This is a genomic window from Peribacillus sp. NPDC097295, from assembly GCF_044761665.1.
Taxonomy (GTDB): Bacteria; Bacillota; Bacilli; order Bacillales; family DSM-1321; genus Peribacillus.
Map to the genome: position 1 here is coordinate 187,917 of NZ_JBIWCW010000002.1, position 24,971 is coordinate 212,887.

Annotated in this window: 26 protein-coding genes; 25 read left to right on the plus strand and 1 reads right to left on the minus strand. The window is 41.6% G+C overall.

The genetic code is table 11. From position 1 onward, the window contains the following. Positions 1-46: 46 nt before the first annotated feature. Positions 47-583: a DUF2529 domain-containing protein gene (locus ACIQXN_RS04155; RefSeq protein WP_402962121.1), complete on the minus strand. Its 537-nt coding sequence runs from the start codon at positions 581-583 to the stop codon at positions 47-49. Positions 584-865: 282 nt separating this feature from the next. On the opposite strand from ACIQXN_RS04155, the gene ACIQXN_RS04160 reads away from it, so the two are divergent. The 25 genes from ACIQXN_RS04160 (at position 866) to atpE (ending at position 24,960) form a co-directional block, all read left to right on the plus strand. Further along, entirely contained in the window at positions 866-1,237 is a 372-nt protein-coding gene (locus ACIQXN_RS04160) for a response regulator (protein ID WP_402962123.1), read from the plus strand. A gap of 239 nt (positions 1,238-1,476) precedes the next feature. Further along, entirely contained in the window at positions 1,477-2,334 is an 858-nt protein-coding gene (locus tag ACIQXN_RS04165) for a class II fructose-bisphosphate aldolase (RefSeq protein WP_402962126.1), read from the plus strand. A gap of 139 nt (positions 2,335-2,473) precedes the next feature. Further along, complete coding sequence (gene fsa, locus ACIQXN_RS04170; RefSeq protein WP_402962128.1) at positions 2,474-3,124, plus strand: fructose-6-phosphate aldolase; 651 nt, start codon at positions 2,474-2,476, stop codon at positions 3,122-3,124. 213 nt (positions 3,125-3,337) lie between these two features. Next, complete coding sequence (locus tag ACIQXN_RS04175) at positions 3,338-4,621, plus strand: UDP-N-acetylglucosamine 1-carboxyvinyltransferase (protein ID WP_402962131.1); 1,284 nt, start codon at positions 3,338-3,340, stop codon at positions 4,619-4,621. 97 nt (positions 4,622-4,718) lie between these two features. Further along, a complete protein-coding gene (glpX, locus tag ACIQXN_RS04180) occupies positions 4,719-5,681 on the plus strand; it encodes a class II fructose-bisphosphatase (RefSeq protein ID WP_402962134.1) in 963 nt (320 codons plus the stop codon). A 315-nt stretch (positions 5,682-5,996) separates the two neighbouring features. Further along, on the plus strand, positions 5,997-7,286 hold the full coding sequence (gene rho / locus ACIQXN_RS04185; protein WP_402962136.1) for a transcription termination factor Rho: 1,290 nt from the start codon (positions 5,997-5,999) through the stop codon (positions 7,284-7,286). 151 nt (positions 7,287-7,437) lie between these two features. Next, positions 7,438-7,638: a 50S ribosomal protein L31 gene (gene rpmE, locus ACIQXN_RS04190; RefSeq protein WP_402962139.1), complete on the plus strand. Its 201-nt coding sequence runs from the start codon at positions 7,438-7,440 to the stop codon at positions 7,636-7,638. A gap of 136 nt (positions 7,639-7,774) precedes the next feature. Next, on the plus strand, positions 7,775-8,380 hold the full coding sequence (locus ACIQXN_RS04195; RefSeq protein WP_402963323.1) for a thymidine kinase: 606 nt from the start codon (positions 7,775-7,777) through the stop codon (positions 8,378-8,380). 150 nt (positions 8,381-8,530) lie between these two features. Continuing rightward, on the plus strand, positions 8,531-8,983 hold the full coding sequence (locus ACIQXN_RS04200; RefSeq protein WP_402962141.1) for a hypothetical protein: 453 nt from the start codon (positions 8,531-8,533) through the stop codon (positions 8,981-8,983). A gap of 161 nt (positions 8,984-9,144) precedes the next feature. After that, on the plus strand, positions 9,145-10,215 hold the full coding sequence (gene prfA / locus ACIQXN_RS04205; protein ID WP_402962143.1) for a peptide chain release factor 1: 1,071 nt from the start codon (positions 9,145-9,147) through the stop codon (positions 10,213-10,215). Further along, positions 10,208-11,077, plus strand: coding sequence for a peptide chain release factor N(5)-glutamine methyltransferase (gene prmC / locus ACIQXN_RS04210; protein ID WP_402962145.1), 870 nt, complete (start codon positions 10,208-10,210; stop codon positions 11,075-11,077). Before prfA ends, prmC begins: the two co-directional genes overlap by 8 nt. Positions 11,078-11,208: 131 nt before the next feature. Next, positions 11,209-11,991 carry a stage II sporulation protein R gene (gene spoIIR, locus ACIQXN_RS04215; RefSeq protein ID WP_402962148.1) on the plus strand — a complete coding sequence of 261 codons (783 nt, stop codon included), beginning with the start codon at positions 11,209-11,211 and terminating at the stop codon, positions 11,989-11,991. Positions 11,992-12,283: 292 nt separating this feature from the next. Then, positions 12,284-13,333, plus strand: a complete 1,050-nt coding sequence (locus tag ACIQXN_RS04220; RefSeq protein ID WP_402962151.1) for an L-threonylcarbamoyladenylate synthase — start codon at positions 12,284-12,286, stop codon at positions 13,331-13,333. A gap of 87 nt (positions 13,334-13,420) precedes the next feature. Beyond that, complete coding sequence (locus ACIQXN_RS04225; protein ID WP_402962154.1) at positions 13,421-13,987, plus strand: manganese efflux pump MntP; 567 nt, start codon at positions 13,421-13,423, stop codon at positions 13,985-13,987. A gap of 216 nt (positions 13,988-14,203) precedes the next feature. Then, on the plus strand, positions 14,204-14,647 hold the full coding sequence (locus ACIQXN_RS04230) for a low molecular weight protein arginine phosphatase (RefSeq protein WP_402962156.1): 444 nt from the start codon (positions 14,204-14,206) through the stop codon (positions 14,645-14,647). A gap of 19 nt (positions 14,648-14,666) precedes the next feature. Then, the gene (locus ACIQXN_RS04235) at positions 14,667-15,956 is read left to right on the plus strand and encodes a methyl-accepting chemotaxis protein (RefSeq protein WP_402962159.1); all 1,290 of its coding nucleotides are present in this window, start codon (positions 14,667-14,669) and stop codon (positions 15,954-15,956) included. Between the two features lie 127 nt (positions 15,957-16,083). Continuing rightward, positions 16,084-16,530, plus strand: coding sequence for a ribose 5-phosphate isomerase B (gene rpiB, locus ACIQXN_RS04240; RefSeq protein ID WP_402962161.1), 447 nt, complete (start codon positions 16,084-16,086; stop codon positions 16,528-16,530). Between the two features lie 62 nt (positions 16,531-16,592). After that, entirely contained in the window at positions 16,593-17,186 is a 594-nt protein-coding gene (locus tag ACIQXN_RS04245) for a TIGR01440 family protein (protein WP_402962163.1), read from the plus strand. A gap of 337 nt (positions 17,187-17,523) precedes the next feature. After that, positions 17,524-18,765, plus strand: coding sequence for a serine hydroxymethyltransferase (locus ACIQXN_RS04250; protein WP_402962166.1), 1,242 nt, complete (start codon positions 17,524-17,526; stop codon positions 18,763-18,765). Positions 18,766-18,996: 231 nt separating this feature from the next. Then, complete coding sequence (upp, locus tag ACIQXN_RS04255) at positions 18,997-19,626, plus strand: uracil phosphoribosyltransferase (RefSeq protein WP_402962168.1); 630 nt, start codon at positions 18,997-18,999, stop codon at positions 19,624-19,626. 21 nt (positions 19,627-19,647) lie between these two features. Beyond that, the gene (gene wecB, locus ACIQXN_RS04260) at positions 19,648-20,787 is read left to right on the plus strand and encodes a non-hydrolyzing UDP-N-acetylglucosamine 2-epimerase (RefSeq protein ID WP_402962171.1); all 1,140 of its coding nucleotides are present in this window, start codon (positions 19,648-19,650) and stop codon (positions 20,785-20,787) included. A gap of 84 nt (positions 20,788-20,871) precedes the next feature. Beyond that, positions 20,872-23,106, plus strand: coding sequence for a S8 family serine peptidase (locus ACIQXN_RS04265; protein ID WP_402962173.1), 2,235 nt, complete (start codon positions 20,872-20,874; stop codon positions 23,104-23,106). 479 nt (positions 23,107-23,585) lie between these two features. Further along, on the plus strand, positions 23,586-23,954 hold the full coding sequence (locus ACIQXN_RS04270; RefSeq protein WP_402962176.1) for an ATP synthase subunit I: 369 nt from the start codon (positions 23,586-23,588) through the stop codon (positions 23,952-23,954). A 22-nt stretch (positions 23,955-23,976) separates the two neighbouring features. Beyond that, a complete protein-coding gene (gene atpB / locus ACIQXN_RS04275) occupies positions 23,977-24,672 on the plus strand; it encodes a F0F1 ATP synthase subunit A (RefSeq protein ID WP_402962179.1) in 696 nt (231 codons plus the stop codon). Positions 24,673-24,735: 63 nt separating this feature from the next. Further along, on the plus strand, positions 24,736-24,960 hold the full coding sequence (gene atpE / locus ACIQXN_RS04280; RefSeq protein WP_048685857.1) for a F0F1 ATP synthase subunit C: 225 nt from the start codon (positions 24,736-24,738) through the stop codon (positions 24,958-24,960). The last annotated feature ends 11 nt before the right edge of the window (positions 24,961-24,971 follow it).

The window sequence follows — 24,971 nt, forward strand, 5'->3', positions numbered from 1 at the left end:
AGATTAAAAAAACAGCCATTGGCTGTTTTTTTTATGCGTAAATGAGTCATTCTCCCGATTCATCTTCATATTCGTGGATGATTTCTTCCACTGTGAATTTAATCCCATAATAAGCAAAAAGAGCAGCGATGAGAGTGGGATAACCAAAACGATTTCCCGTTTCGTCGGGTATCAATCCACGTTGAATACGCAAATCAATATGGACATCCGCGAGCTCCACAAGTGTGTCTTTTTCAGATTGAACACCTGTGGATACGGCAACAAAAGGTATGTCCAACTGCAAAAGCCGGTGCCCGAGCTTAATGGCTTCCGGATCGTTTGAATGACGGCTGAATAAAAGAAGTCGATCTTCTCGGGATATTACAGCGTCATCGGTGTATCTTTTAGCTTTTGGAAAGGGTTCTTCGCCATCCATGCTTTCTGCCACAACCCCTTGCATTTCACCGAATCCATGGATGAAAACAGACCCATCTCCCACCACGGCCTGAGCTAACAGGCGTCCGGCGTCCTCCATTTCGAAAGAATCCATTTCCATGATTTTTTTGAATACACCACTTAACTGTGTAGAAAATATCTTCAACATATTTAGGAACTCCTTTAAAAATAGTATCCTTATTATAAAGGACTTTCTACTCCTTTAACAGGTTTCGTGATGTTTCAGATTATCATGGGGCAGGAAGGTTATCTGAAAATAAAAAATCAATTTACCCTTATAGCAGGAATTTTGTTACAATTATTGAATATGAACATAGAAGAAACAAACCTCTAGGAACTTTGTCATCTAGTTTTAATTAATCGCCCATTAAGAGGGGTAAATTATACTGTTTCATTTCCACAATACAAATAGAAGAACAGAGGTGGCTAAATGTCAGGGAAAATATTAATTGTCGATGACCAGTTTGGGATTCGCATTTTATTGAACGAGGTCTTACATAAAGCAGGATATGAAACGTTTCAAGCTGCAAATGGCATTCAAGCTTTAGAAGTTCTTAATAATGATTCACCTGATCTTGTTTTATTGGATATGAAGATTCCTGGAATGGATGGAATAGAGATTTTAAAGCGCATGAAAGCGGTCAATCCCGACATTCGTGTCATTATCATGACGGCATATGGAGAGCTAGATATGATACAAGAAGCAAAAGATTTAGGGGCCATGACACATTTTGCAAAGCCTTTTGACATCGATGATATCAGAAATGCTGTCCGTGAATATTTACCCATTCAATCTAGTTGACTAGCTTTTTGAATCTTTACTCTCAATAAAGAAGCGCCACGGCAATCTTCTACTAAGATATGCCGTTTTTTTAGTGATAAGCTTTGATGATATGGTGAATTTGTTGCTGTTTTTTTCATGTATTGATATGCTAAACAAGTAGAGATATTCTGGTTATCACGTGTATGATGCTTACGATTACGGGAATATCTAGATAGAAACCACTTTAAACAATACATTCATTATTAGGAGGAAATCAAATGCCTTTAGTTTCCATGAAAGATATGCTGAATAAAGCTCTTGATGAAAAGTATGCAGTAGGTCAATTTAACATTAACAACCTGGAGTGGACGCAGGCAATTCTTGCTGCTTCAGAAGAAGAAAAATCTCCGGTCATTCTTGGTGTCTCTGAAGGGGCTGCCCGTCACATGGGTGGATTCAAAACAACTGTGATGATGGTTCAAGGTTTAATGGAAGATATGAAAATCACAGTTCCTGTGGCTATCCACCTTGACCATGGTTCTAGTTTTGATAAGTGTAAAGAAGCTATCGAGGCTGGTTTCACTTCAGTAATGATCGATGCTTCCCATCACCCAATCGAAGAGAATATTGAAACGACTAAGAAGGTTGTGGAATATGCTCACGCACGTAATGTTTCAGTTGAGGCTGAAGTAGGAACAGTAGGTGGACAAGAAGACGACGTCATCGCCGACGGTGTTGTATATGCAGACCCGAAGGAATGTGAACTTCTTGTTAAGGAAACGGATGTAGACTGCTTTGCTCCAGCATTGGGTTCTGTTCATGGTCCTTATAAAGGAGAACCGAACCTTGGATATAAAGAAATGGAAGAGGTTCGTGATTTAACGAAAAAACCGCTTGTTTTGCATGGCGGTACAGGCATTCCGACAAAAGATATCCAAAAAGCAATTTCACTTGGGACATCAAAAATTAATGTGAATACAGAAAATCAAATTGTTTTCACGAAAGCTGTTCGTGAAGTTTTAAATAGCAATGCAGAAGTATACGATCCACGTAAATTCATAGGACCTGGCCGTGAAGCAATTAAGGCAACCGTCATTGGTAAAATTCGCGAATTTGGTTCAAATAATAAAGCTTAACTTGTTAAAAAGGGTCCTTTGTCCATCAGAGATTCATTCTCTGATGGCAATATAGGGATATGGCGGCATTGCTCTTCATTTTTAGAACAATTAGAATTTAGAGTGCGAGCACCCAAATTTATTACATATGGAGGAACTTATGAAATTCTTTATCGATACAGCTAATATGGAAGAAATTAGACAAGCTTATGAACTAGGTGTTTTAGGAGGGGTTACGACTAACCCATCCCTTGTTGCAAGAGAAAAAGGCGTTTCTTTTCATGACCGTTTAAAAGAAATTACAAGCCTTGTACAGGAATCTGTTTCTGCAGAAGTCATCGCACTTGATTTTGAGGGAATGATGGAAGAAGCGAAAGAACTTGTTGCGATTGCACCAAATATTACGATCAAGGTGCCGATGACTCCGGACGGTTTGAAAGCTGTTGCAGCTTTAACGAAACAAGGGGTTAAAACGAACGTCACTCTTATTTTCAGTGCGAACCAAGCGCTGTTAGCGGCTAGAGCAGGAGCAACCTATGTGTCTCCGTTCTTGGGACGTTTAGATGATATCGGTCAAAATGGATTGGACTTAATCTCCGACATAGCGGATATCTTTACGATTCATGGGATTCAATCAGAGATCATCGCGGCTTCAATTCGCCATCCAATGCACATTACACAAGCTGCGCTTAATGGAGCACATATTGCAACGATTCCTTACAAAGTATTGATGCAATTATTCCATCATCCTTTAACTGATAAAGGGATTGAAGCGTTCTTGAAGGACTGGAACTCTCGTACTGAAGCATAATGAACCCTGACGCTAAGGGCTTAACACTGCATGTATGGATTGAAAAAGAAAAAAATTAGAAATTTTTCTCATTTTTCTACATGACTTTTCTATTTTTGTGTAAACTAAGAAACTAGATAGTGAATGTTGTCGGATTACGCAATTTTCTTGTGGTAAATTATTACTTTTTTGAAATACTGCTTCTTGAGTGCTTAGCGTGGAAGGGAGTTCATTATGGAAAAACTTAAAATTGCCGGTGGCTATCCTTTAAAGGGGACCATTCGAGTCAGTGGTGCGAAAAACAGTGCAGTGGCTTTAATTCCTGCGACGATTCTGGCAGATTCTCCAGTAACGATAGAAGGCTTGCCGGATATCTCTGATGTAGAAATGCTAAAAGAGTTAATGGAGGAAATTGGCGGTGAGGTCGTTTTTAACGATGGGGAAATGACTGTAGACCCGAGCAAGATGATTTCTATGCCTCTGCCTAATGGTAAAGTAAAAAAATTACGTGCCTCCTATTATTTGATGGGCGCGATGCTCGGGAAATTTAAAAAGGCTGTGATTGGACTGCCTGGAGGCTGCCATTTAGGGCCACGTCCAATTGACCAGCATATTAAAGGGTTTGAAGCACTTGGGGCACAAGTGACGAATGAACAAGGTGCCATTTATTTAAGAGCAGACGAGCTACGTGGTGCCCGTATCTATTTGGATGTAGTCAGTGTCGGGGCTACGATTAATATCATGCTTGCCGCTGTCTTGGCAAAAGGGCGGACCGTTATTGAAAATGCCGCAAAAGAGCCGGAAATAATTGATGTGGCTACTTTGTTAACCAATATGGGAGCGAAGATCAAGGGTGCAGGAACCGATATCATCCGGATTGATGGTGTAGATAGCCTTCACGGGTGCAAACATACTATCATACCTGATCGTATAGAAGCGGGAACATTCATGATTTTAGCTGCAGCAGTTGGCGAGGGGATACTGATTGATAACGTCATTCCCCAACATTTAGAATCGCTGACTTCCAAACTGCGAGAGATGGGCGTCAGCATCGAGGCCGGAGATGACCAGGTGTTCGTGGCCCCGGGGCAGGAGTTGAAATCTGTGGATATCAAGACTTTGGTCTATCCTGGATTCCCGACAGACTTGCAACAGCCTTTTACATCCCTGTTAACGAAGGCGAGCGGTTCAAGCATGGTGACTGATACGATTTACGGAGCACGCTTTAAGCATATAGACGAATTACGACGCATGGATGCAAAGATTAAATCGGAAGGTAGGACGGGTATCGTTAATGGACCGGTCCAACTTCATGGGGCAAAGGTCAAGGCAAGTGATTTGCGTGCAGGAGCCGCTTTGGTTATTGCCGGTTTAATGGCAGAAGGAATAACGGAAGTGACGGGTCTTGAACATATAGATCGAGGATATAGTCATCTTGTAGAGAAACTTTCTGGTTTAGGTGCAACGATCTGGCGTGAAGAAATGACAGAAGAAGAAGTGGAGCAGCTGAAAAGCTGATCCATTTCTTCTTGTCTGACTGTGTTACATTATATGCTCTAATGTGCTATACTATTAGATAAATAAAACATGTGTGCACATTGAGGGGGAACGAGAAATGGAAAGAAGTTTGTCGATGGAGCTTGTCCGTGTAACTGAAGCGGCTGCTCTTGCATCTGCGCGTTGGATGGGTAGAGGAAAGAAAGAAGAAGCGGATGACGCGGCAACAACGGCGATGAGGGATGTTTTTAATAGCATACCCATGCAAGGTACGGTCGTTATCGGTGAAGGGGAAATGGACGAAGCACCCATGCTTTATATCGGTGAGAAACTTGGTACAGGCCTTGGGCCATTAGTGGATGTAGCGGTCGATCCTTTAGAAGGAACGAATATCGTTGCATCAGGCGGATGGAATGCACTAGCCGTTTTGGCTGTTGCCGATCAAGGGAACTTGTTGCATGCTCCTGATATGTATATGGATAAAATTGCCGTCGGCCCTGAAGCGGTAGGCCTGATCGATATCAATGCATCCGTATTAGATAACCTTAAGGCTGTTGCCAAAGCGAAAAATAAGGATATTCAAGACGTTGTAGCTACGGTCTTGAATCGTCAACGCCACGCTAAAATCATCGAAGAACTTCGTGATGCGGGTGCCCGTATCAAGTTGATCAACGATGGAGATGTAGCCGGTGCCATTAATACGGCTTTCGATCATACGGGTGTAGATATTTTATTCGGATCAGGTGGAGCTCCTGAGGGAGTTATTTCTGCTGTAGCTTTAAAGTGTCTTGGAGGAGAAATCCAAGGTAAGCTCCTTCCTCAAAGTGAAGAAGAAGTAAAACGCTGTGGGAAAATGGGACTTGATCTAGGGAAAGTCTTGAGAATGGAAGATCTTGTGCGTGGTGACGATGCAATTTTCGCTGCGACAGGCGTAACGGATGGAGAACTTCTTCGCGGTGTTCAATTTAAGGCGCACCATGGTGAAACTCAATCAGTGGTCATGCGTGCCAAGTCAGGAACGGTCCGTTTCATTGATGGACGACATGTTCTGAAAATGAAGCCAAACGGCTTAATCGGATAAGACTCACTTATTTTAAATAGCTACTGGGAAAGCGGGCGTGTGTCAATGCACGCTTTCTCTTTTAAAAAAATTAAGTTGAATAATTCATTTAAAAAAAGTAAAATAAAGCTTGTTCTACTAATGGACTTTAATCTGCCCTTTCACTCCAAACTTCAAGAAGCCTTCAAATAATTTTCTTCTTTACATGTAAAATGTATCATCCTTTCTACGAAAACTCTGGTCGGGTACATGGATTGTAGTTTCTCTTCCATCTAACAAACCAATCCTTTTTCAGTATGGGTGAAAACGTTTAATTAATAAAAGTGTGGTGTCATGATGAATTTAACGATCTCCAATTTAGAAAACATGAAATTAAAAGATCTCTATGAACATGCACGTGAATATAAAGTTTCTTATTACAGCAAGCTGTCAAAAAAAGAACTCATATTCGCGATATTAAAAGCACAAGCCGAGCAAGATGGCCTTCTATTCATGGAAGGTGTTTTAGAGATAATCCCTTCCGAGGGCTTTGGTTTCCTTCGTCCGATCAATTATTCTCCAAGCTCGGAAGATATCTATATTTCTGCTTCTCAAATCCGCAGATTTGATTTGCGTAATGGAGATAAGGTATCAGGAAAGGTTAGGCCACCGAAAGAAAACGAACGGTATTATGGATTACTGCATGTTGAAGCCGTTAATGGCGACAATCCGGAATCCGCTAAGGAACGAGTCCATTTCCCAGGATTAACACCATTGTATCCAAATAGGCAGATCAAATTGGAAACAACACCGAAGAACTTATCCACAAGAATTATGGATGTCCTTGCCCCTGTCGGCTTTGGGCAACGTGGTTTGATTGTGGCGCCTCCAAAAGCGGGTAAAACGATGTTGATTAAAGAAATGGCCAATGCCATTACAACCAATCACCCTGAAGCGGAATTAATTGTCTTACTAATTGATGAACGCCCTGAAGAAGTAACGGACATTGAACGTTCTGTGGCTGGTGACGTTGTCAGTTCGACATTCGATGAAGTGCCGGAAAACCACATCAAAGTGGCTGAACTGGTATTGGAACGGGCCATGCGTCTTGTTGAGCACAAACGGGATGTTATCATTCTAATGGATAGTATCACCCGTTTGGCACGTGCTTACAACCTGGTTATTCCCCCAAGTGGTAGAACATTATCGGGTGGGATAGATCCGGCTGCATTCCATCGGCCGAAACGGTTCTTTGGAGCAGCAAGGAACATTGAAGAAGGCGGTAGCTTAACTATTCTTGCTACAGCATTGGTAGATACAGGTTCGCGTATGGATGATGTCATTTATGAAGAATTTAAAGGTACGGGTAACATGGAGCTTCACTTAGATCGTTCTCTTGCTGAAAGACGCATATTCCCAGCCATTGATATACGTCGCTCGGGTACGCGTAAGGAAGAGTTGTTGATTCCGAAAGATCGCTTGGATAAACTTTGGGCCATTCGCAAAACTATGTCCGATTCCCCTGATTTTGCTGAGAAATTCCTTCGCCGTCTAAAACAGACAAAAAGCAATGAAGAATTTTTCAGTAAATTGGATGAAGAGATGTTAGAAATGAAAAAAGGCTCATCAAGTTTAAAGAGGTCTTGAAGAGATAAAAACAAAATGTTGCACAACGACTTTTAAATTGCTATAATGAGTTCATGTGTTTGTTTTTACAATAAATGTGAGGATGCATTTTCCTCATCTTGAAGTATATAACTCTGTTTCGAATGATTCAGGGCAGAAGGAGCTGAAAAGAATGAAAGCTGGAATTCACCCAAATTATAAACTATCAAAAGTGATTTGCTCTTGCGGAAATACTTTTGAAACTGGTTCAGTTAAAGAAGAAATCAAAGTTGAGACTTGTTCAGAATGCCATCCATTCTACACTGGTCGTCAAAAATTCGCTGAAGCTGGCGGACGTGTTGATCGCTTCAACAAAAAATACGGTATTAAATAAGCCGGACTTTCAAAAAACAGGCAAGTATTCTTCTTGCCTGTTTTTTCTTTTGAAAATTAATTAGATTTTATATATAAAACCGGGTCCAAAAAAATTATGGCCAAGGGATCGACAGGTGGAAGGAGTAGCTGTTTCCATGTATGTAATGAAACAAACAGGCTGGATCGAGGTTATTTGCGGAAGCATGTTTTCAGGTAAGTCTGAGGAATTGATTAAACGGGTCAGCCGTGCTCAATTTGCAAAAGAGAGTATAGCGGTTTTTAAACCGGCTATAGATAATCGCTATGCGGAAGAGGCTGTTGTATCACATAATGGTTCCTCCGTGATGGCAAAACCGATTGCCCATTCAACAGATATATTTAAGTATCTGGATCAGCCCTTGGATATTATTGCTATAGATGAAGTTCAATTTTTTGATCCTGAAATCATCGGGGTTGCCCAGCATCTTGCGGACAGCGGTTATCGAGTGATCATGGCTGGACTAGATCAAGATTTCCGGGGTGAACCATTCGGCCCTATGCCTACCTTGCTTTCGCTTGCTGAATCCGTTACAAAGCTACAGGCTGTATGCGAAGTATGTGGGTCACCTGCAAGCAGGACACAGCGGCTAATCGATGGATCACCGGCCTCTTATGATGAACCGGTCATTCTTGTTGGTGCATCGGAATCATATGAGCCACGTTGCCGCCATCATCACGAAGTTCCTGGTAAGCAAGCCGTAGAGGTAAAAGAAGAAATGTAAGGTTATGCAATGCCCTAAGAACCGATGAGGTCTTAGGGCATTTTTTATTGGTGTAAGCATGACCTGGAAGAGAATTGAAGAAAGATAAACCTCCATTTTGGGAATGCTGAAGAGGAAGCGTTTAAAGACATAACCAAATGGAGGTAAATTATGAAAAACACCTTACTTTTTTTGGCAGCTACTTTTCTTAGTATATTGACAGCTTGCGGCCAAAATGACAATGCGTTAAATAATGATTCAGAATACAGAGATCAAACCAGAGATGGGCATGAATTCGTGGGTAATCATCCGAAGAATGTATCTCGTGATTGGGATAATGAAGCGGAAAGGCCTTCCGATCAGCTCTTGAACACACCTCATCACACATCCAACAATTCTCCATCAATGGGGCAAGAAGTAGACAAAATCCGTGCCGCCATAAAATCGGAAACCGATTATGAAACTGGGATGGTATGGCATAACGGGAATACGATTCATGTGACGGTTCTCACCAAGGGGAAAATTAAGACGGATGAGGAGAGAAAAAGAGAAAAGAAAAGAGTGGAAGACATTATAATAAGGGCTGTGCCGCAATATAACATAGATGTGAAGTTAAAGAAATAACCACAAATTAGAATCCGCTTTGACGTTGTTTATTCACCTATACTATAATTAACCTTAGAAGTGGGCTCGAATGAGGCACTGAATTAATTATATGTAGTAAATAAAAAGATCCTTCCAATCTCATGTAAAGTAGAGATTGGAAAACTTAAGAGGTGAATGACTTGTTTGATCGATTGCAAGCGGTAGAAGATAGATATGAAAGACTGAATGAACTTTTGAGTGACCCGGAAGTTATTAATGATACAAATAAGCTAAGGGAATTTTCCAAGGAACAAGCTAGTATACAGGAAACGGCTTCAACGTATAAAGAATATAAAGAGGCCCGAGACCAACATAAGGAAGCAAAAGCGATGCTCGACGATAAACTAGATGCGGATATGCGCGAAATGGTGAAAGAGGAAATCAGTGAACTTGAATCCACAATCCAGGCACTTGAGGAAAAACTGAAGATATTGCTCATTCCCAAAGATCCTAACGATGATAAAAACGTTATTATGGAGATTCGTGGGGCTGCAGGTGGAGATGAAGCGGCTTTATTCGCCGGAAGCCTTTATCGGATGTACAGCCGTTTCGCTGAGGTGCAGGGCTGGAAAACGGAAGTAATCGAAGCAAGTCCTACGGGTCTGGGTGGTTACAAGGAAATCATCTTCATGATTAACGGAAATGGTGCCTATTCCAAATTGAAGTTTGAAAACGGGGCACATCGTGTTCAACGCGTACCTGAAACGGAATCCGGTGGACGCATTCATACATCCACTGCAACGGTTGCCGTTTTACCGGAAGCGGAAGAAGTGGAAATACAAATCCATGATAAGGATGTTCGTGTAGATACCTTTGCATCCAGTGGACCAGGAGGACAAAGTGTTAATACGACCATGTCGGCGGTCCGGTTAACCCATATCCCGACGAATACGGTAGTATCTTGTCAGGACGAAAAATCGCAAATCAAGAACAAGGAAAAGGCGATGAAAGTCTTACGGGCTCGCGTTTACGACAAAATCAATCGAGAAGTACAGGCAGAATATGACCAAAACCGGAAGCTTGCAGTGGGTACGGGGGATCGTTCTGAACGAATCCGTACGTATAATTTCCCTCAAAACCGTGTTACTGACCATCGTATTGGCTTAACGATTCAAAAGTTGGATCAAATAATGGAAGGTAAGTTAGATGATGTTGTGGACGCATTAATTATGGAAGATCAATCATCAAGGCTGGAAAATGCAGATGAATAAACCGGTTGTGAAAGTATATGAAGCCCTAAAGTGGGCTTCTTCTTTTTTAATGGACAATGATCGTGATGCCAATGCAGGAGAGCTTCTGCTACAACATTATTTAAAGCAAACACGTTCCCAGCTGCTGGCAAACCTTCATGATGAACTGAGTACAGAGGATTTTGAACTGTTTAAGGAAGGAGTTACCCAACATGTAAAAGGGAAACCGATTCAATATATAATGGGTAGCGAAGAGTTTTATGGGCGTACCTTTCTCGTGAATGAAGAGGTGTTGATTCCTAGGCCAGAGACGGAAGAATTGATTTATCATACAGTCCGAAAGCTTCCAAGCATTTTTAAGGGAGATCAGAAGCTGTATATGGCAGATATCGGGACGGGTAGTGGAGCCATTGCCATAACGATGAAGCTTGAGGAGCCGGGTTTAGAAGTGACGGCCACGGATATCGCGGCCCCTTCCCTTGAAGTGGCGAGGAAGAATGCTGAATTACTAGAGGCCGATGTGCAATTTCTCCAAGGCGACTTACTACTGCCCTTTATCCAGGGAAATAAGAAGTTGGACATCCTCTTATCCAATCCTCCATATATCCCGAATGAAGATGAAAAGATGATGTCCATGGTCGTAACTGAACATGAACCACATCGGGCTTTGTTTGCAGGTACAGATGGGTTGGATTTTTATCGACGTTTTATGGAGCAATTGCCCCAAGTACTGCAAGTGCCTGGGCTCATTGGTTTTGAAGTGGGTGTAGGGCAGGGCAAGGCTGTGGCGGGGCTTTTGAAAGAAACGTTTGTACAGGCTGAGGTTTCTATTGAAAATGATATTAATGGGAAAGATCGAATGGTCTTTGCTGTATTGAGTTGATTCGTCTCCGATGGGGACGGATTTTTTTGTGAAATTCTTTTTTAGAGAAGGAAATCTCACCCTCATTCATATTTACTAGTTTAAGATAGCCGGGAGTTGGCGAGACTATTTTGTATGAGGGGGCGAGAGTAATGAAAACTAAGAATTTAGCCATTATTTATCTATTAATCTTAACAATAGGAACGATTGTAAGTATATATTTGCCAAAAGTAGAGGCAGTCGGGACTGAAGCGACAAAGGTCATACCGGATGAAGCCATACGTCTTCGGATACTGGCTAACAGCGATAAGGAAGAAGACCAAGCTGTTAAACGCCTGATTCGTGATGAAGTGAATGCCGATATTACGGAATGGGTAAAAGAGCTTTCTTCATTGGATGAAGCGAGAGAAGTGATTCGATCCCATCTACCTGATATCCAGGAAACAGCCAGGAGAGTGATTCAGGAAAATGGTTTGGAACAGTCGGTGACCGTTGATTTTGGCCAAGCTAAGTTTCCGACCAAGCTTTACGGACAGTTCCTCTATCCTGCAGGTGAGTACGAAGCCGTGATCATTACACTTGGTGAAGGGGAAGGAGCTAATTGGTGGTGTGTCTTATTTCCTCCATTATGCTTCCTTGATTTTTCAAATGGTACGGCAGTAAGTCAAAGTCCCATCGTAGAGGAAGAACCAAAGGAAACGGTGACTGCCGAAAAAGTGGAGGTATCCGCAGTTGTAAAAGACACCAATGCACGAGCGAATGATGGGATAACCGAAAAAGAGACAGAAAAGGGTAGAGAAGAAGAGGACGAGGAAGTTGAGGATGAGGATTTGACTGCCTCTGCTAAGCCGGACAAACAAGTTTATGATGGGGAAAATGAACCTGAAGTTGAAGTGAAATCATTATTTGCGGAAATTTTCCACGAGATTTTTTGAACGCGGGGGCAATTGCCCCCGATTTTTAGTTTAGAAAAAGGAAATTCGTACATATCCACAGGCTTATTAACAAAATATCGAAAAAATCAGTCTTTAATGTCTAATATCCACAATATTATCCACAGTTTAACTGTAGTTACCCACAATTTGTGGATAACACTTGAATAATGTGTATACATCTTTTATACTTTCAAAGTATCTTTTCAGAAAAAACCAGATTATAAGGCTAAAAAACGTTTATACTAAAGCAATTACCTAAAATTAGAAAAGTAAAAAAGTGAAGGTGTTAATAATGGAAACGAAAGTTTGGTTAGTGGATAAAAATGTGGATAATTTACAAAGTTATCCCCAGATCATACAATCGGCCGAATTATTAGGGGCCAATCAAGTGGTTGCCTTTCCGACTGAAACCGTTTACGGGTTGGGAGCTAATGCCAAAAGTGATGAGGCGGTAAAAAAAGTGTTTGAAGCAAAGGGGCGACCAAGTGATAACCCATTAATCGTTCATGTAGCTTCTGAAGAACAATTGATCGAGATAGTTGAAGAGATTCCGGAGAAAGCAAGAAAATTGATGGCTGAATTTTGGCCGGGTCCATTGACTTTGATTATGAAAAGAAAACCAGGACAGCTGTCAAATATAGTGACAGCTGGCTTAAATACAGTTGCGGTAAGAATGCCAGATCACCCGATTGCCCTTGGTCTTATTAACGCGAGCGGTTTGCCCATAGCAGCACCAAGTGCGAATACTTCGGGGAAACCGAGCCCGACTTCCGCTAAGCATGTCGAAGATGACTTAGTCGGTCGAATTGCCGGTATCGTGGATGGTGGTGTAACCGGGGTAGGGGTTGAATCCACTGTGCTTGACTGTACCGTAGATGTCCCCGTTATATTAAGACCTGGTGGGGTGACGTTCGAACAAATCGAAGCGGTCATCGGTAGGGTTAGGCAGGATGTCGCTTTGAAACATAAGGACGCGGCGCCAAAAGCTCCGGGCATGAAATATACACACTACGCACCGAAAGCGCCTCTATATTTAGTGAAAGGAAATCAAGCCTTTCTTCAAAAACTTGTGAATGAAAAAAGAAGCGATGGATTAAAAGTCGGTGTAATTAGTTCTACTGAACATCAACATGAATATGAAGCGGACTATGTCATAGCACCTGGATCATTGGCAGATTTACACACGGTTGCAGCAGGGTTGTATGATACTTTAAGACAATTCGATGCACTTGATACGGATATCATCTTTAGTGAAATGTTTCCGGAGTCGGGAATTGGAGTTGCTGTTATGAACCGGCTAGTTAAAGCTGCAGGTCATCAAACCATCGAGGAAGACATGTAAGTACCCAACACATAGGATTCAAGATTTATCTTCTATTTCTTTTCGGACATGCATAACATGTAGTAGGCACGTCCGAGGGGGGTTGGAATGGATACAGTTACTGGAGAAATAATCACCTTATTGCTCATGGCGTTTGCATTAGGGATGGACGCTTTTTCAGTCGGACTTGGAATGGGTATGTTCAAGCTAAGGTTGAAGCAGATTTTCTTCATCGGGCTGACAGTCGGCTTTTTTCATGTTTGGATGCCCCTGCTTGGAATGGGGGCGGGTCGGTTCATTTCTGATAAATTTGGAACTTTTGCTACATATGCAGGCGGTCTTTTGTTAATTATTCTTGGCATCCAGATGTTCTTACCTGGAAAGGTGGGTGAATCAGGGGATAGAGAAAGCAACCTGCTAGCTCCGGTTGGAAAAGGGTTGTTCATTTTTGCATTAGGAGTGAGCCTGGATAGCTTTTCGGTAGGGTTGACACTGGGGATTTATGGGGCGAAAACAATCGTGACCATTCTATGCTTTGGATTGGCTGCCACTCTTTTAACATGGGCGGGACTTCTGCTTGGGAGAAAAATGCAGGGTTTGTTGGGAGTGTACAGTGAGATTCTTGGTGGGAGTATTCTATGTGCATTTGGCCTAAAGCTATTATTCTCCTTTTAGACAGTATTCATTTCCTATCTTTTTACCCTCTAACTGTTCCGATATACCGGAGCGGTTTTTATTTGTAATATACATAGGTCAAAAGGTTTATAAAATTGCCTTATTTTATTCGCATTAGTGGGAATTTTTATGTTATTTTAATTATGAGTAGGTTTATAGATGGACTATTCAAAATGGATCTATGCCTTATAATGAATAAAAAAGGAGGCGTTACTTATGATCCGAGTATTATTTGTATGTACCGGCAACACGTGCAGAAGCCCCATGGCAGAAGCGATTTTAAAAAGTAAGAACATATCAGGTATTGAAGTAAGGTCCGCAGGCGTATATGCTTCATCTGGTCAGGACGCTTCTATTCATGCCAAAAGAGTGTTAGAGGAAAATGACATGTGGAATCATCATCACTCAACACCATTATCCAAGCAGGATATAGACTGGGCCACACATATTTTGACGATGACGGAAGGACATAAATCAATCATTCTAAATACGTTCCCTACAATAAATCATAAAACTTTTACTTTAAAAGAATTTGTTCAGGACGATAAATATGATAGAGACATAATGGATCCGTTTGGAGGTCCGGAAGAGCTGTATCGGGAAACATTCAAGGAGCTTCATGGTTTAATTATAGAATTGGTTAAAAGGCTTAAAGAGTAAGTCTACAGGGGGAAAGAGAATGGCGGAAAGAACACATTATAAGTTTGGTTTGCGGAAGAAATTAGTTGTCTTTATTACAGTCCTTGCTTTAATCACTTATTCGACCTCGGCATTTTTTATTTTCGTTGTTCATCCAATGTTTTTCGAAAATATCAATTCGATAAGTTTTAGCATTGCTACTTTGTTACTAGGCATAATGTGGTCAGGTCTTCTTGCCTTTTTTGCAGCCGGTGTGATTACTAAGCCCCTACAAAGGCTGGAAAAAGTTGCTTTAAGTGCAGCGCAGGGGAGTATTAATGAAGAAGTGGTACTCTCGAAGACGGATGATGAAATCCGTTCTTTGGGAACGGCCTTTAACTTAATGCTGTTTAACCTGCGGGAAATGGTACAAAGCATTGAAGGGAATTTTCAAGAGACCAATAATAAAGTCATTCATATTTCCCAAGAGTCTTCGAGAGCTTCGGAACAAGCTGAAAACATCGCAAGAACCATTGAGGAAATATCCAAAGGGGCAGATAACTCAGCTGTCTCCATCATGAATACGGCAGAATCCATCGATGATGTCATCATGATTGCGCAACAGGTTCAAAGTAAAGCGAAGGCATCCGTTGGACTTTCCAGCAAAATGGCTGAAGAACTATTCCAGAGTAAGGAAGTCGTCAATTCCTTGGTTTCTGGGATTAAACAATTGGCTCAAGAAAACCAACAGTCTCTCAAAACGGTTAAGCGTTTAGAGGGAAATGCGAAAAAGGTGGAACAAATCATTGAACTTGTCGGTGATATAGCAGCCCAAACCAATCTTTTGGCATTGAATGCTTCCATTGAAGCGGCCCGTGCCGGAGAACATGGAAAAGGATTCGCTGTTGTGGCGGAGGAAGTCCGTCTCTTGGCGGATGAGAGCGCAAAAGCTGTTCAAGGTATTTCAAGCCTGATAAAGGATATTCAGGTTGAAGTTCAGGCTGTTGTGAAGCAAATCAGTGATCAGGTTGCATCGGCAAATAAAGAGGCACAAAAAGGTACTGATACAGATGTAGCAATCGAAGGCATGACCAAAACGGTACATAACGTTGTTGTGGCTGTAAAAGATATTACTGAGCTTGTCGACCGTCAGATGGAAAGCGTCGAGGAAACATCAAGGCAGTCGCAGGAAGTGGCTGCCATTGCAGAAGAAACATCTGCTGGAGCGGAAGAAGTAACGGCTGCAACCCATGAACAGGCCTCTGTTATGGAAAACGTAGATAAACTGGCCATGGAACTTAAAGGGCAAGCGGACAAACTAAAGCAGACCATCACTCGTTTTCATACGTAACACTACTTACAAGCAGGAAATCGGTCGCTGATTTCCTGCTTTTGTATATAGGAGACCTGCTTCACTTTATCTTTTAATAATTTTGTGACACAATAAAATAAATAAGAACATCTAGGAGGACTTTGTTATGAAAGTTGCCATCGCATCAGATCATGGAGGAATTCAAATCCGTGAAGAACTAAAGAATTTAATGACTGAATTGAATATCCAATTTGAAGATTTTGGCTGTGAATGCACTACATCCGTGGATTACCCGGACTATGCCTTGCCTGTTGCCGAAAAAGTGGCGAAAGGTGAGTTTGATCGGGGAATCTTAATCTGCGGTACTGGCATCGGAATGAGCATTGCTGCCAATAAAGTCAAAGGAATACGTTGCGCACTGGTACATGATGTGTACAGTGCAAAATTGACCCGTCAGCATAATGACAGTAATGTGTTAGCGATGGGTGAACGCGTCATCGGTCCGGGCCTTGCTAGGGAAATAGCCCAAACATGGTTGACTTCTGAATTTGAGGGTGGTCGTCACGAAAACCGGATTGGTAAGATTGCAGAGTATGAAGTAAAAGATAGCTAATACCGCTCAACGTTCGTAAAGAACATCTTGCGAGGTATCCATGATGAAAGGATGCGTTTTTCATGACAAGTGATACTTTGTTATCAGAAGATCTCGGGAAGTGGAAAAACCAGTTTCGAAAACTGTTACAGGAATTCCAGGCAACAGCTTTATTAAAGAAGCAACAGCTATTAGTAATTGGCTGCTCTACAAGTGAAGTGATAGGAAAACGAATTGGTACCGAGGGAACACTTGATGTGGCGGGAATGATTTTTGGCGTAGTGAAGGAGTTCCAAGAAGAAACGGGAGTCCAGGTTGCTTATCAATGTTGTGAACACTTGAATAGAGCTCTAGTCATTCCAAGGGAGTCAGCGGATTCACGAGGTTATGAAGAAGTGGCGGTTATTCCTGTGAGAACAGCGGGCGGATCGATGGCGACCCATGCCTTTGGGCAATGGGATGATGCCGTTGTTGTCGAACATATCAAGGCCGACGCGGGAATTGATATTGGTGATACCTTTATTGGCATGCACTTGAAGCACGTCGCTGTGCCGGTTAGAACGTCGATTAAAGAAATAGGTCATGCACATGTGACATTGGCAAAAACTCGTCCCAAATTGATTGGTGGAGAACGAGCCGTATATCAAAAAGCTCCTGAAAACAAAAGGTGTACTTAATAAGAAAAACAGCATCCATTAATTGGGATGCTGTTTTTAATGGTGGCAGATAAATAGTTCATGAAGTAAGCCTGGCTATTCATGGGAAGAGTTTTTTACTATTTATTTTTAACTATAAAGAATATTTTCCCTTAATATTCACACGAAATACGAACATTGTGTAATAAGAAAGAAAAAATATTCGACTAAAATAAACTACCACTTCTAAAATAGACATGTTAAAATAGAGTAGAATTTTCAAACAATTAAGGCTGAGGCTTTTTCATGTCTTTTTGAGGGCATGTTGTACATAATGGAAAAAGCGAATATCCCGCACACATGGAGGAGGAATTACGGAATGAATCGTTTAGCAAAACAAGATGAACAAGTATTTAACGCAATCCAACTGGAATTAGGGCGGCAAAGAAGTAAGATCGAACTTATTGCCTCTGAGAACTTCGTTAGTGAAGCTGTCATGGAAGCTCAAGGATCTGTTCTAACCAATAAATATGCTGAAGGGTATCCTGGCAAGCGCTATTATGGCGGCTGTGAATATGTCGATATTGTAGAAGATTTAGCACGCGATCGCGCCAAGGAAATTTTTGGTGGTGAGTATGTAAACGTCCAACCTCACTCAGGTGCTCAAGCGAATATGGCTGTTTACTTTACTATTCTTCAAACAGGCGACACGGTGCTTGGAATGAATCTTTCCCATGGCGGCCATTTAACGCATGGAAGTCCGGTTAACTTTAGTGGAGTTAACTACAATTTTGTTGAATATGGTGTAGACGAAAAAGATCACCGTATTGATTACAATGATGTATTGGAAAAAGCCCGTCAGCATAAACCGAAATTAATCGTTGCGGGCGCTAGTGCTTATCCGCGTGAAATCGATTTTAAACGGTTCCGTGAAATTGCGGATGAAGTGGGAGCATATTTAATGGTCGACATGGCGCATATTGCAGGTTTAGTAGCTGCAGGTTTGCATCCGAGTCCAGTCCCTTATGCAGATTTTGTAACGACAACTACCCATAAAACACTTCGCGGACCACGTGGCGGTATGATCATTTGTAAAGAAGAATTCGGCAAAAAGATCGATAAATCAATCTTCCCTGGCATTCAAGGTGGACCATTGATGCATGTTATTGCAGCTAAGGCCGTGGCTTTCGGTGAAGTTCTTCAAGATGACTTTAAAGGGTATGCTCAACAAATCATCGATAATGCTAAACGTTTGGGTGAAGGTCTAAAGAAAGAAGGATTTACCCTTGTCTCTGATGGCACGGACAATCACTTGATTTTACTTGATGTTCGTTCAACAGGATTGACAGGGAAAATTGCAGAAAAAGCATTGGATGAAATCGGGATCACCGTTAATAAAAATGCCATCCCATACGATCCGGAAAAACCATTCGTAACAAGTGGTATCCGTATTGGAACAGCGGCAGTGACTTCTCGTGGCTTCGGTTTAGAAGATATGGATGAGATTGCGGCAATCATTGGGCTTGTTTTGAAAAATAACGAAGATGAAGCGAAACTTGATGAAGCGAAACAACGTGTTGAAGCTTTAACGAATAAGTTCGATCTGTATCCTTCATTCTAAGCATTAAACCGCTTCCTTTTAGGAGCGGTTTTTTTATAAGGTGGAGACAAAGTGAATAATTGTTGAATACTGAAGAATCTTAATATTTGAAATAAGTCTGACATCTAAACCTTTATTGAAGATTGAGTCTTTTTTCTGTAAAATGGGTAGAAGTGAATTTTATAGGGCACAAAAAGAATTTGCATGTAGAGAAATAAACAAAATCACGCACTGGAATTGGAGAGATGAAAAATGGGAAAAGTTTATGTTTTTGACCACCCGTTAATTCAACACAAATTAGCTTATATACGCGATATAAATACTGGAACAAAAGAATTCCGTGAATTAGTAGATGAAGTGGCTTCATTAATGGCCTTTGAAATCACTAGAGATATGCAACTTGAAGAAGTGGAAATCCAAACGCCAGTCAGCAAGGCTAAAGTGAAGATGCTTTCCGGTAAGAAAGTGGGCATCGTTCCCATTCTACGTGCAGGTATAGGAATGGTTGATGGAATCATTAAATTGATACCAGCTGCAAAAGTAGGACATGTTGGTCTGTACCGTGACCCTGAAACACTACAACCGGTTGAATACTATGTAAAAATGCCAAGTGATTTAGCAGAGAGAGAATGCATTGTCGTTGACCCGATGTTAGCTACAGGCGGTTCAGCCATCGAAGCAATTCATTCTATTAAAAAACGTGGGGCAGTTAATATCAAATTCATGTGCCTCATTGCAGCTCCAGAAGGAGTAGAGGCATTGAAAGAAGCCCATCCGGATGTTGATATATACATTGCAGGGCTCGATGAAAAATTGGATGAACACGGATATATCGTTCCGGGTCTAGGAGACGCAGGAGATCGTTTATTCGGCACAAAATAGAAAGAAACTGAGGTGTCACGAATGAAACAACCGATTAAGGTCATGACGATTTTCGGAACGAGGCCTGAAGCTGTCAAAATGGCTCCCTTAGTACTCGAATTTCAAAAACACCCAGAATTTTTCAAACCGATTGTGGCTGTGACGGCCCAACATCGACAAATGCTAGATCAAGTCCTGGACTTGTTTTCCATAGTTCCTGATTACGATTTGAACATTATGAAGGAAAGGCAAACCCTGTCAGATATTACGACGAGAGCTTTAAGTGGGCTTGATTCCATAATGAAAGAAGCCAAGCCCGATATTGTTCTTGTGCATGGTGATACAACGACAACCTTTGTGGCGAGTTTAGCAGCCTTCTACAATCAAATTGTCATTGGGCATGTAGAAGCGGGGTTACGTACATGGAATAAATATTCCCCGTATCCCGAAGAAATGAATCGTCAACTAACGGGTACGATGGCCGACCTGCATTTTGCGCCGACTGCGAAAGCGGAAGAGAACTTATTGAATGAAAACAAGAAGGATAACATCTTCGTGACTGGGAATACGGCAACGGATGCTTTGAAAACGACCGTTCGCTCCACCTATTCACATCCGGTATTAACGGGGTTAGGTAATGATAGACTTATTTTGCTAACGGCTCATCGTAGGGAAAACCTAGGCGAACCGATGCGTAATATCTTCAGAGCTGTGAAAAGGATCGTCGCAGATCACGATGATGTCCAAGTGGTATATCCAGTCCACTTGAATCCTGCTGTACAAGAACTTGCAAATGAGATTCTCGGTGATGATCCACGTATCCATTTAATCGAACCCCTGGATGTATTGGATTTTCATAATTTTGCTTCCAGGGCCTACTTGATTTTAACAGACTCAGGAGGGATTCAAGAAGAGGCTCCTTCACTGGGAGTTCCTGTCCTTGTATTGCGCGATACGACTGAACGTCCGGAAGGAATCAAAGCGGGGACTTTGAAGCTTGCGGGAACGGATGAACAGACGATTGTTCATATGGCATATGAATTGCTGAACAATCCCGAAGAACATCAAAGAATGTCCAAGGCTTCAAACCCATATGGTGACGGAAACGCTTCAGTCCGTATTGCTGAAGCGGTCCGCTATTATTTCAAGCAAATAAATGTACCGCCAACAAGATTTGAATAATAAAAAAGGAAAAGCCAAATAAACGGCTTTTCCTTTTTTATTGCATACTCCTCTGTAATTGGAAAAAGATAATGGCTAAGGAGTGTGAGTAAATTGAGAGCGATTATTTTAACTTTTTCCATAATCTTATCTTCATACCTCCTTCCAATAGAAAAGGGATTTTCATCTGTCATCCTACCCCCACTACCCGACACGGGTGAATCCAAAAAAGTAACGGTTGTTGTGACGATGGATCAATCGATAGGGAAAGATAAGATTGTGAAATTGCTTGAAAAATACCCAACATTAAATTTACGTAATGTCTACTCGATTGCCCTTGATGGATTTTCAGTACAAGGGGAAAGAAGTGAAGTGGAAAGGCTTTGGAAGGAGAATAATATACAGGCAGTATCGGAAGTCTCGAATTACCACGCGGTGCTCGATGAAAGTGTACCTTATATTGGCGGGAACCGTGTAAGAAGTTTCTTTGATAAGAAGCACCGGCGAATTACTGGAAAAGGAGTGAAGGTCGGAATTATTGATACGGGTATCGATTACACCCATCCGGATCTCCAACATGCGTATAAGGGTGGCAAGGATTTGGTGGATGACGATGCTGACCCAATGGAAACAAAAAACCAGGGAGAGTTAGATACGCTTCATGGAACCCATGTAGCTGGCATCATTGCAGCGAACGGTAAATTGAGGGGAGTGGCCCCGGAAGCTGAAATATATGCTTATCGTGCTTTAGGACCTGGAGGGTCGGGGGATACCGAGCAAGTTTTAGCCGCTATCGAATCAGCGATAAAGGATGAAGTCGACGTGCTGAACCTATCCCTGGGCAATGATATCAATGGGCCCGATTTGCCTATCTCCCTTGCATTAAACAAAGCGGTGGAATCGGGAATCGTTGCGGTTACTTCCAACGGTAATTCAGGTCCGGCCGTTTGGACGGTAGGATCACCGGGAACCTCGGAGAAAGCTATATCGGTGGGAGCATCCACTCCTCCCTTAAAGGTACCTGTAATGATTTACGGGCTTGGTGCCGGTAAATATCAATCGAACCTATCCGTATTACAAGGCTCAACTAAGTGGAATTTTACTTTTTCGGAAGATATCACCTATGGAGGACTTGGAAAGGAAAATGAAATAAAAAATGCGAAGGATAAAATCGTTTTATTGGAGCGTGGTGTACTCACCTTTCAAGAAAAAGTAACCAACGCTGAAAGGGCGGGGGCAAAGGGGGTCATCATATTTAATAATACAAATGGATCTTTTACGGGTAGCCTGGAGAAAGAGATGAAGATTCCAGTTGCTTCTATTATAAGAAAAGATGGATTACGCCTTAAAAATGAATTGGTGGATGATGTATCCAAAAAGGTTCACTTTACCTATAAGAAGGAGCAGGATAGATTGGCTGACTTTAGCTCAAGGGGCCCTGTGACGGTTTCATGGAATATTAAACCTGATTTGCTTGCCCCGGGAGTTGAAATTAATAGCACGATCCCAAATGGATATATGGCCTTAGCGGGAACGAGTATGTCTGCCCCGCACGTGGCTGGGGCGTGCGCACTTATCTTGCAGAAACATCCGGACTGGACTCCGGACCAAGTAAAGTCGGCGCTGATGAGTACTTCCAAACCCTTGAATAAGTCTAATCAACAGTTATACCATACTTATGAACAAGGAGCAGGCCGAATTCAAATTGATGAGGCCTTGAAAGCAGACACAGTCTTACAACCAAGTTCCCTATCATTCGGAATGTACACTAAAAGGGATGGAATCGAAGAGCATCATCAAACGTTGATTCTTGAAAATACAGGAAATAGCAGAAGGCGTTATACGTTAGTCGTCCCTTTGCGAGAAAAGAGCCTCATATGGGACTTGCCTCAGTCCTTTATGTTAAAGCCTGGTGAAAAGAAAGAGGTGCGCGTGGGCCTTCAAGTAAGTCCGAAAAAACTTAATAAGGGAGTGTATGATGGTTACCTTGCCATAATGGAAGGCAGTAAAAAGATATCCCTCCCCTATCTATATGTAAAAGAAGAACCTAATTATCCAAGAGTGATGGGATTCGAGTTTGGTAAAGGAGATCAAGCGAGTACATACCGTTATGAAATGTATCTCCCAAGAGGGGCAGAAGAATTCGGGATTGCTCTCTATGATGTGGATAGTCTGAGGTTTGCGGGATTTCTGGATTGGTCCAGACCAGCGGCATCCGGCTTAACCAAAAAAACCATTATGAAGAAGGACTTGCCACCCAATGGAATATATAAGGCCATTATCTTTGCGAGAAGGGGAGGGAGGGAAGATCGAATAGAAAAGACGTTACTTATTGAGTAAACAATAGAAATATGTAAAATGAAATCTATGTCAATGGCTAAAAAAAGATATTCTGTGAACAATTCAGTAATATTTACAAACCTGTGACAAATTTCACTAACGACACATTGACAATGAAACTAGCCTATTGTATGCTAACTAAGGATGTAAAATGAGAGGGTTTTCAAATGCCCGACATGCAGAATTTTACAGCATGGATTTTTTTTCTATCCTCCACTAAATTCAACCGCGAGGATGCAACTTTTCATCAAAAAAATCGCCTTCCTTTATGGCTATGGCTGTTGCTTTGATGTTAGCGATTCTTTCTCAACTAGTCGGATCTTTTGTCAATCCGTTTCACTTTCTTAGGGAGATGTATGGACGCACTATGATTCGAACCGCTGCAATTAATAATTGGCCTTCTTTGTGGACTAGCGTTAGTTAGTTTACAAGCAATGCTCCATTCAGTACGAAAATATTTCTCAGGAGATTAAATGTAAATGCCAGAAATAAAAATCATGTTCAACAGGCAGAGTAAATATATAGTTTATCTTCTGGCGGTTTATGTTGTTGGATGGGGACTTACGAGTTACCAAGCCGTGTTTGCGGGGCTTATACTGGGTACGGTTTTGAGTTTGTATAATTTATGGCTGATTAACCAAAAAATCAAGAAATTCAGTCGAGCGCTTGATGAGGGCAAAAAAGTCAAATCTCTTGGTACATTGACACGAATGGCATCCGCAGGTTTTGCGGTACTCGTTGCATTGGAATATCCGGAGCATTTTCATCTGATTAGTGTTGTATGGGGATTAATGACAGCTTATATTGTCATTTTTATAGATTTTTTCATCCAATTAATACGTCGATAGCGGGGAAGAGAGGTGAATATAGTTGAATCATGAAGCACCCTTACATGAATTTATGGGTCTAACCTTTAACTTGAGTAATGTCCTAATGATAACGATAGCAAGCCTAGTTGTATTTATCCTTGCAGTGATTAGTACACGCAAGCTTGCAATGAAGCCAACTGGCATGCAGAATTTCATGGAATGGATTATGGATTTTGTTAAGGGTATTATCAATAGTAATATGGACTGGAGAACAGGTGGTCAGTTTCAACTGCTTGGTATGACTTTGCTGATGTACATTTTTGTGTCCAATATGCTCGGTCTTCCATTTGCAATTAGTTACGATGGTGTCCTTTGGTGGAAATCACCAACAGCCGACCCAGTTATCACATTGACTCTTGCGGTCATGGTCTTAGGTTTAACGCATTACTATGCTATAAAAATGAAAGGCGCGAAGGGTTACTTCAAAGCTTATAAAAACCCAATGACTTTCGTAGAGGAGTTTACCAATTCCTTGACACTTGGTCTGCGTCTATATGGTAATATTTATGCAGGTGAAGTTTTACTAAGCTTACTAGCCGGTACGCTGGCCATGAGTGGAGCCCTAGGATTTGTTGGAGCGATCGTTCCTACATTAGTATGGCAAGGCTATAGTATTTTCGTCGGCAGTATCCAAGCATTTATCTTTGTTACGTTAACAATGGTTTATCTGTCTCATAAAGTCAGTGACGACCATTAATTATAAGTTCATTTAGAACTGAAATAATAAAATTTTGATACAATTTTAAGGAGGATATTTATAATGACAGGTTCAGTAGGTCTTCTTGCAGCAGCAATCGCAATTGGTTTAGCAGCACTAGGTGCAGGTATTGGTAATGGTCTTATCGTTTCAAGAACAGTAGAAGGTATCGCTCGTCAACCAGAAGCTCGCGGTATGCTTCAAACAACAATGTTCATCGGTGTAGGTTTAGTTGAGGCAATGCCTATCATCGCAGTAGTTATCGCATTCATGGTATACGGTGGTTAATAGAACCTTTA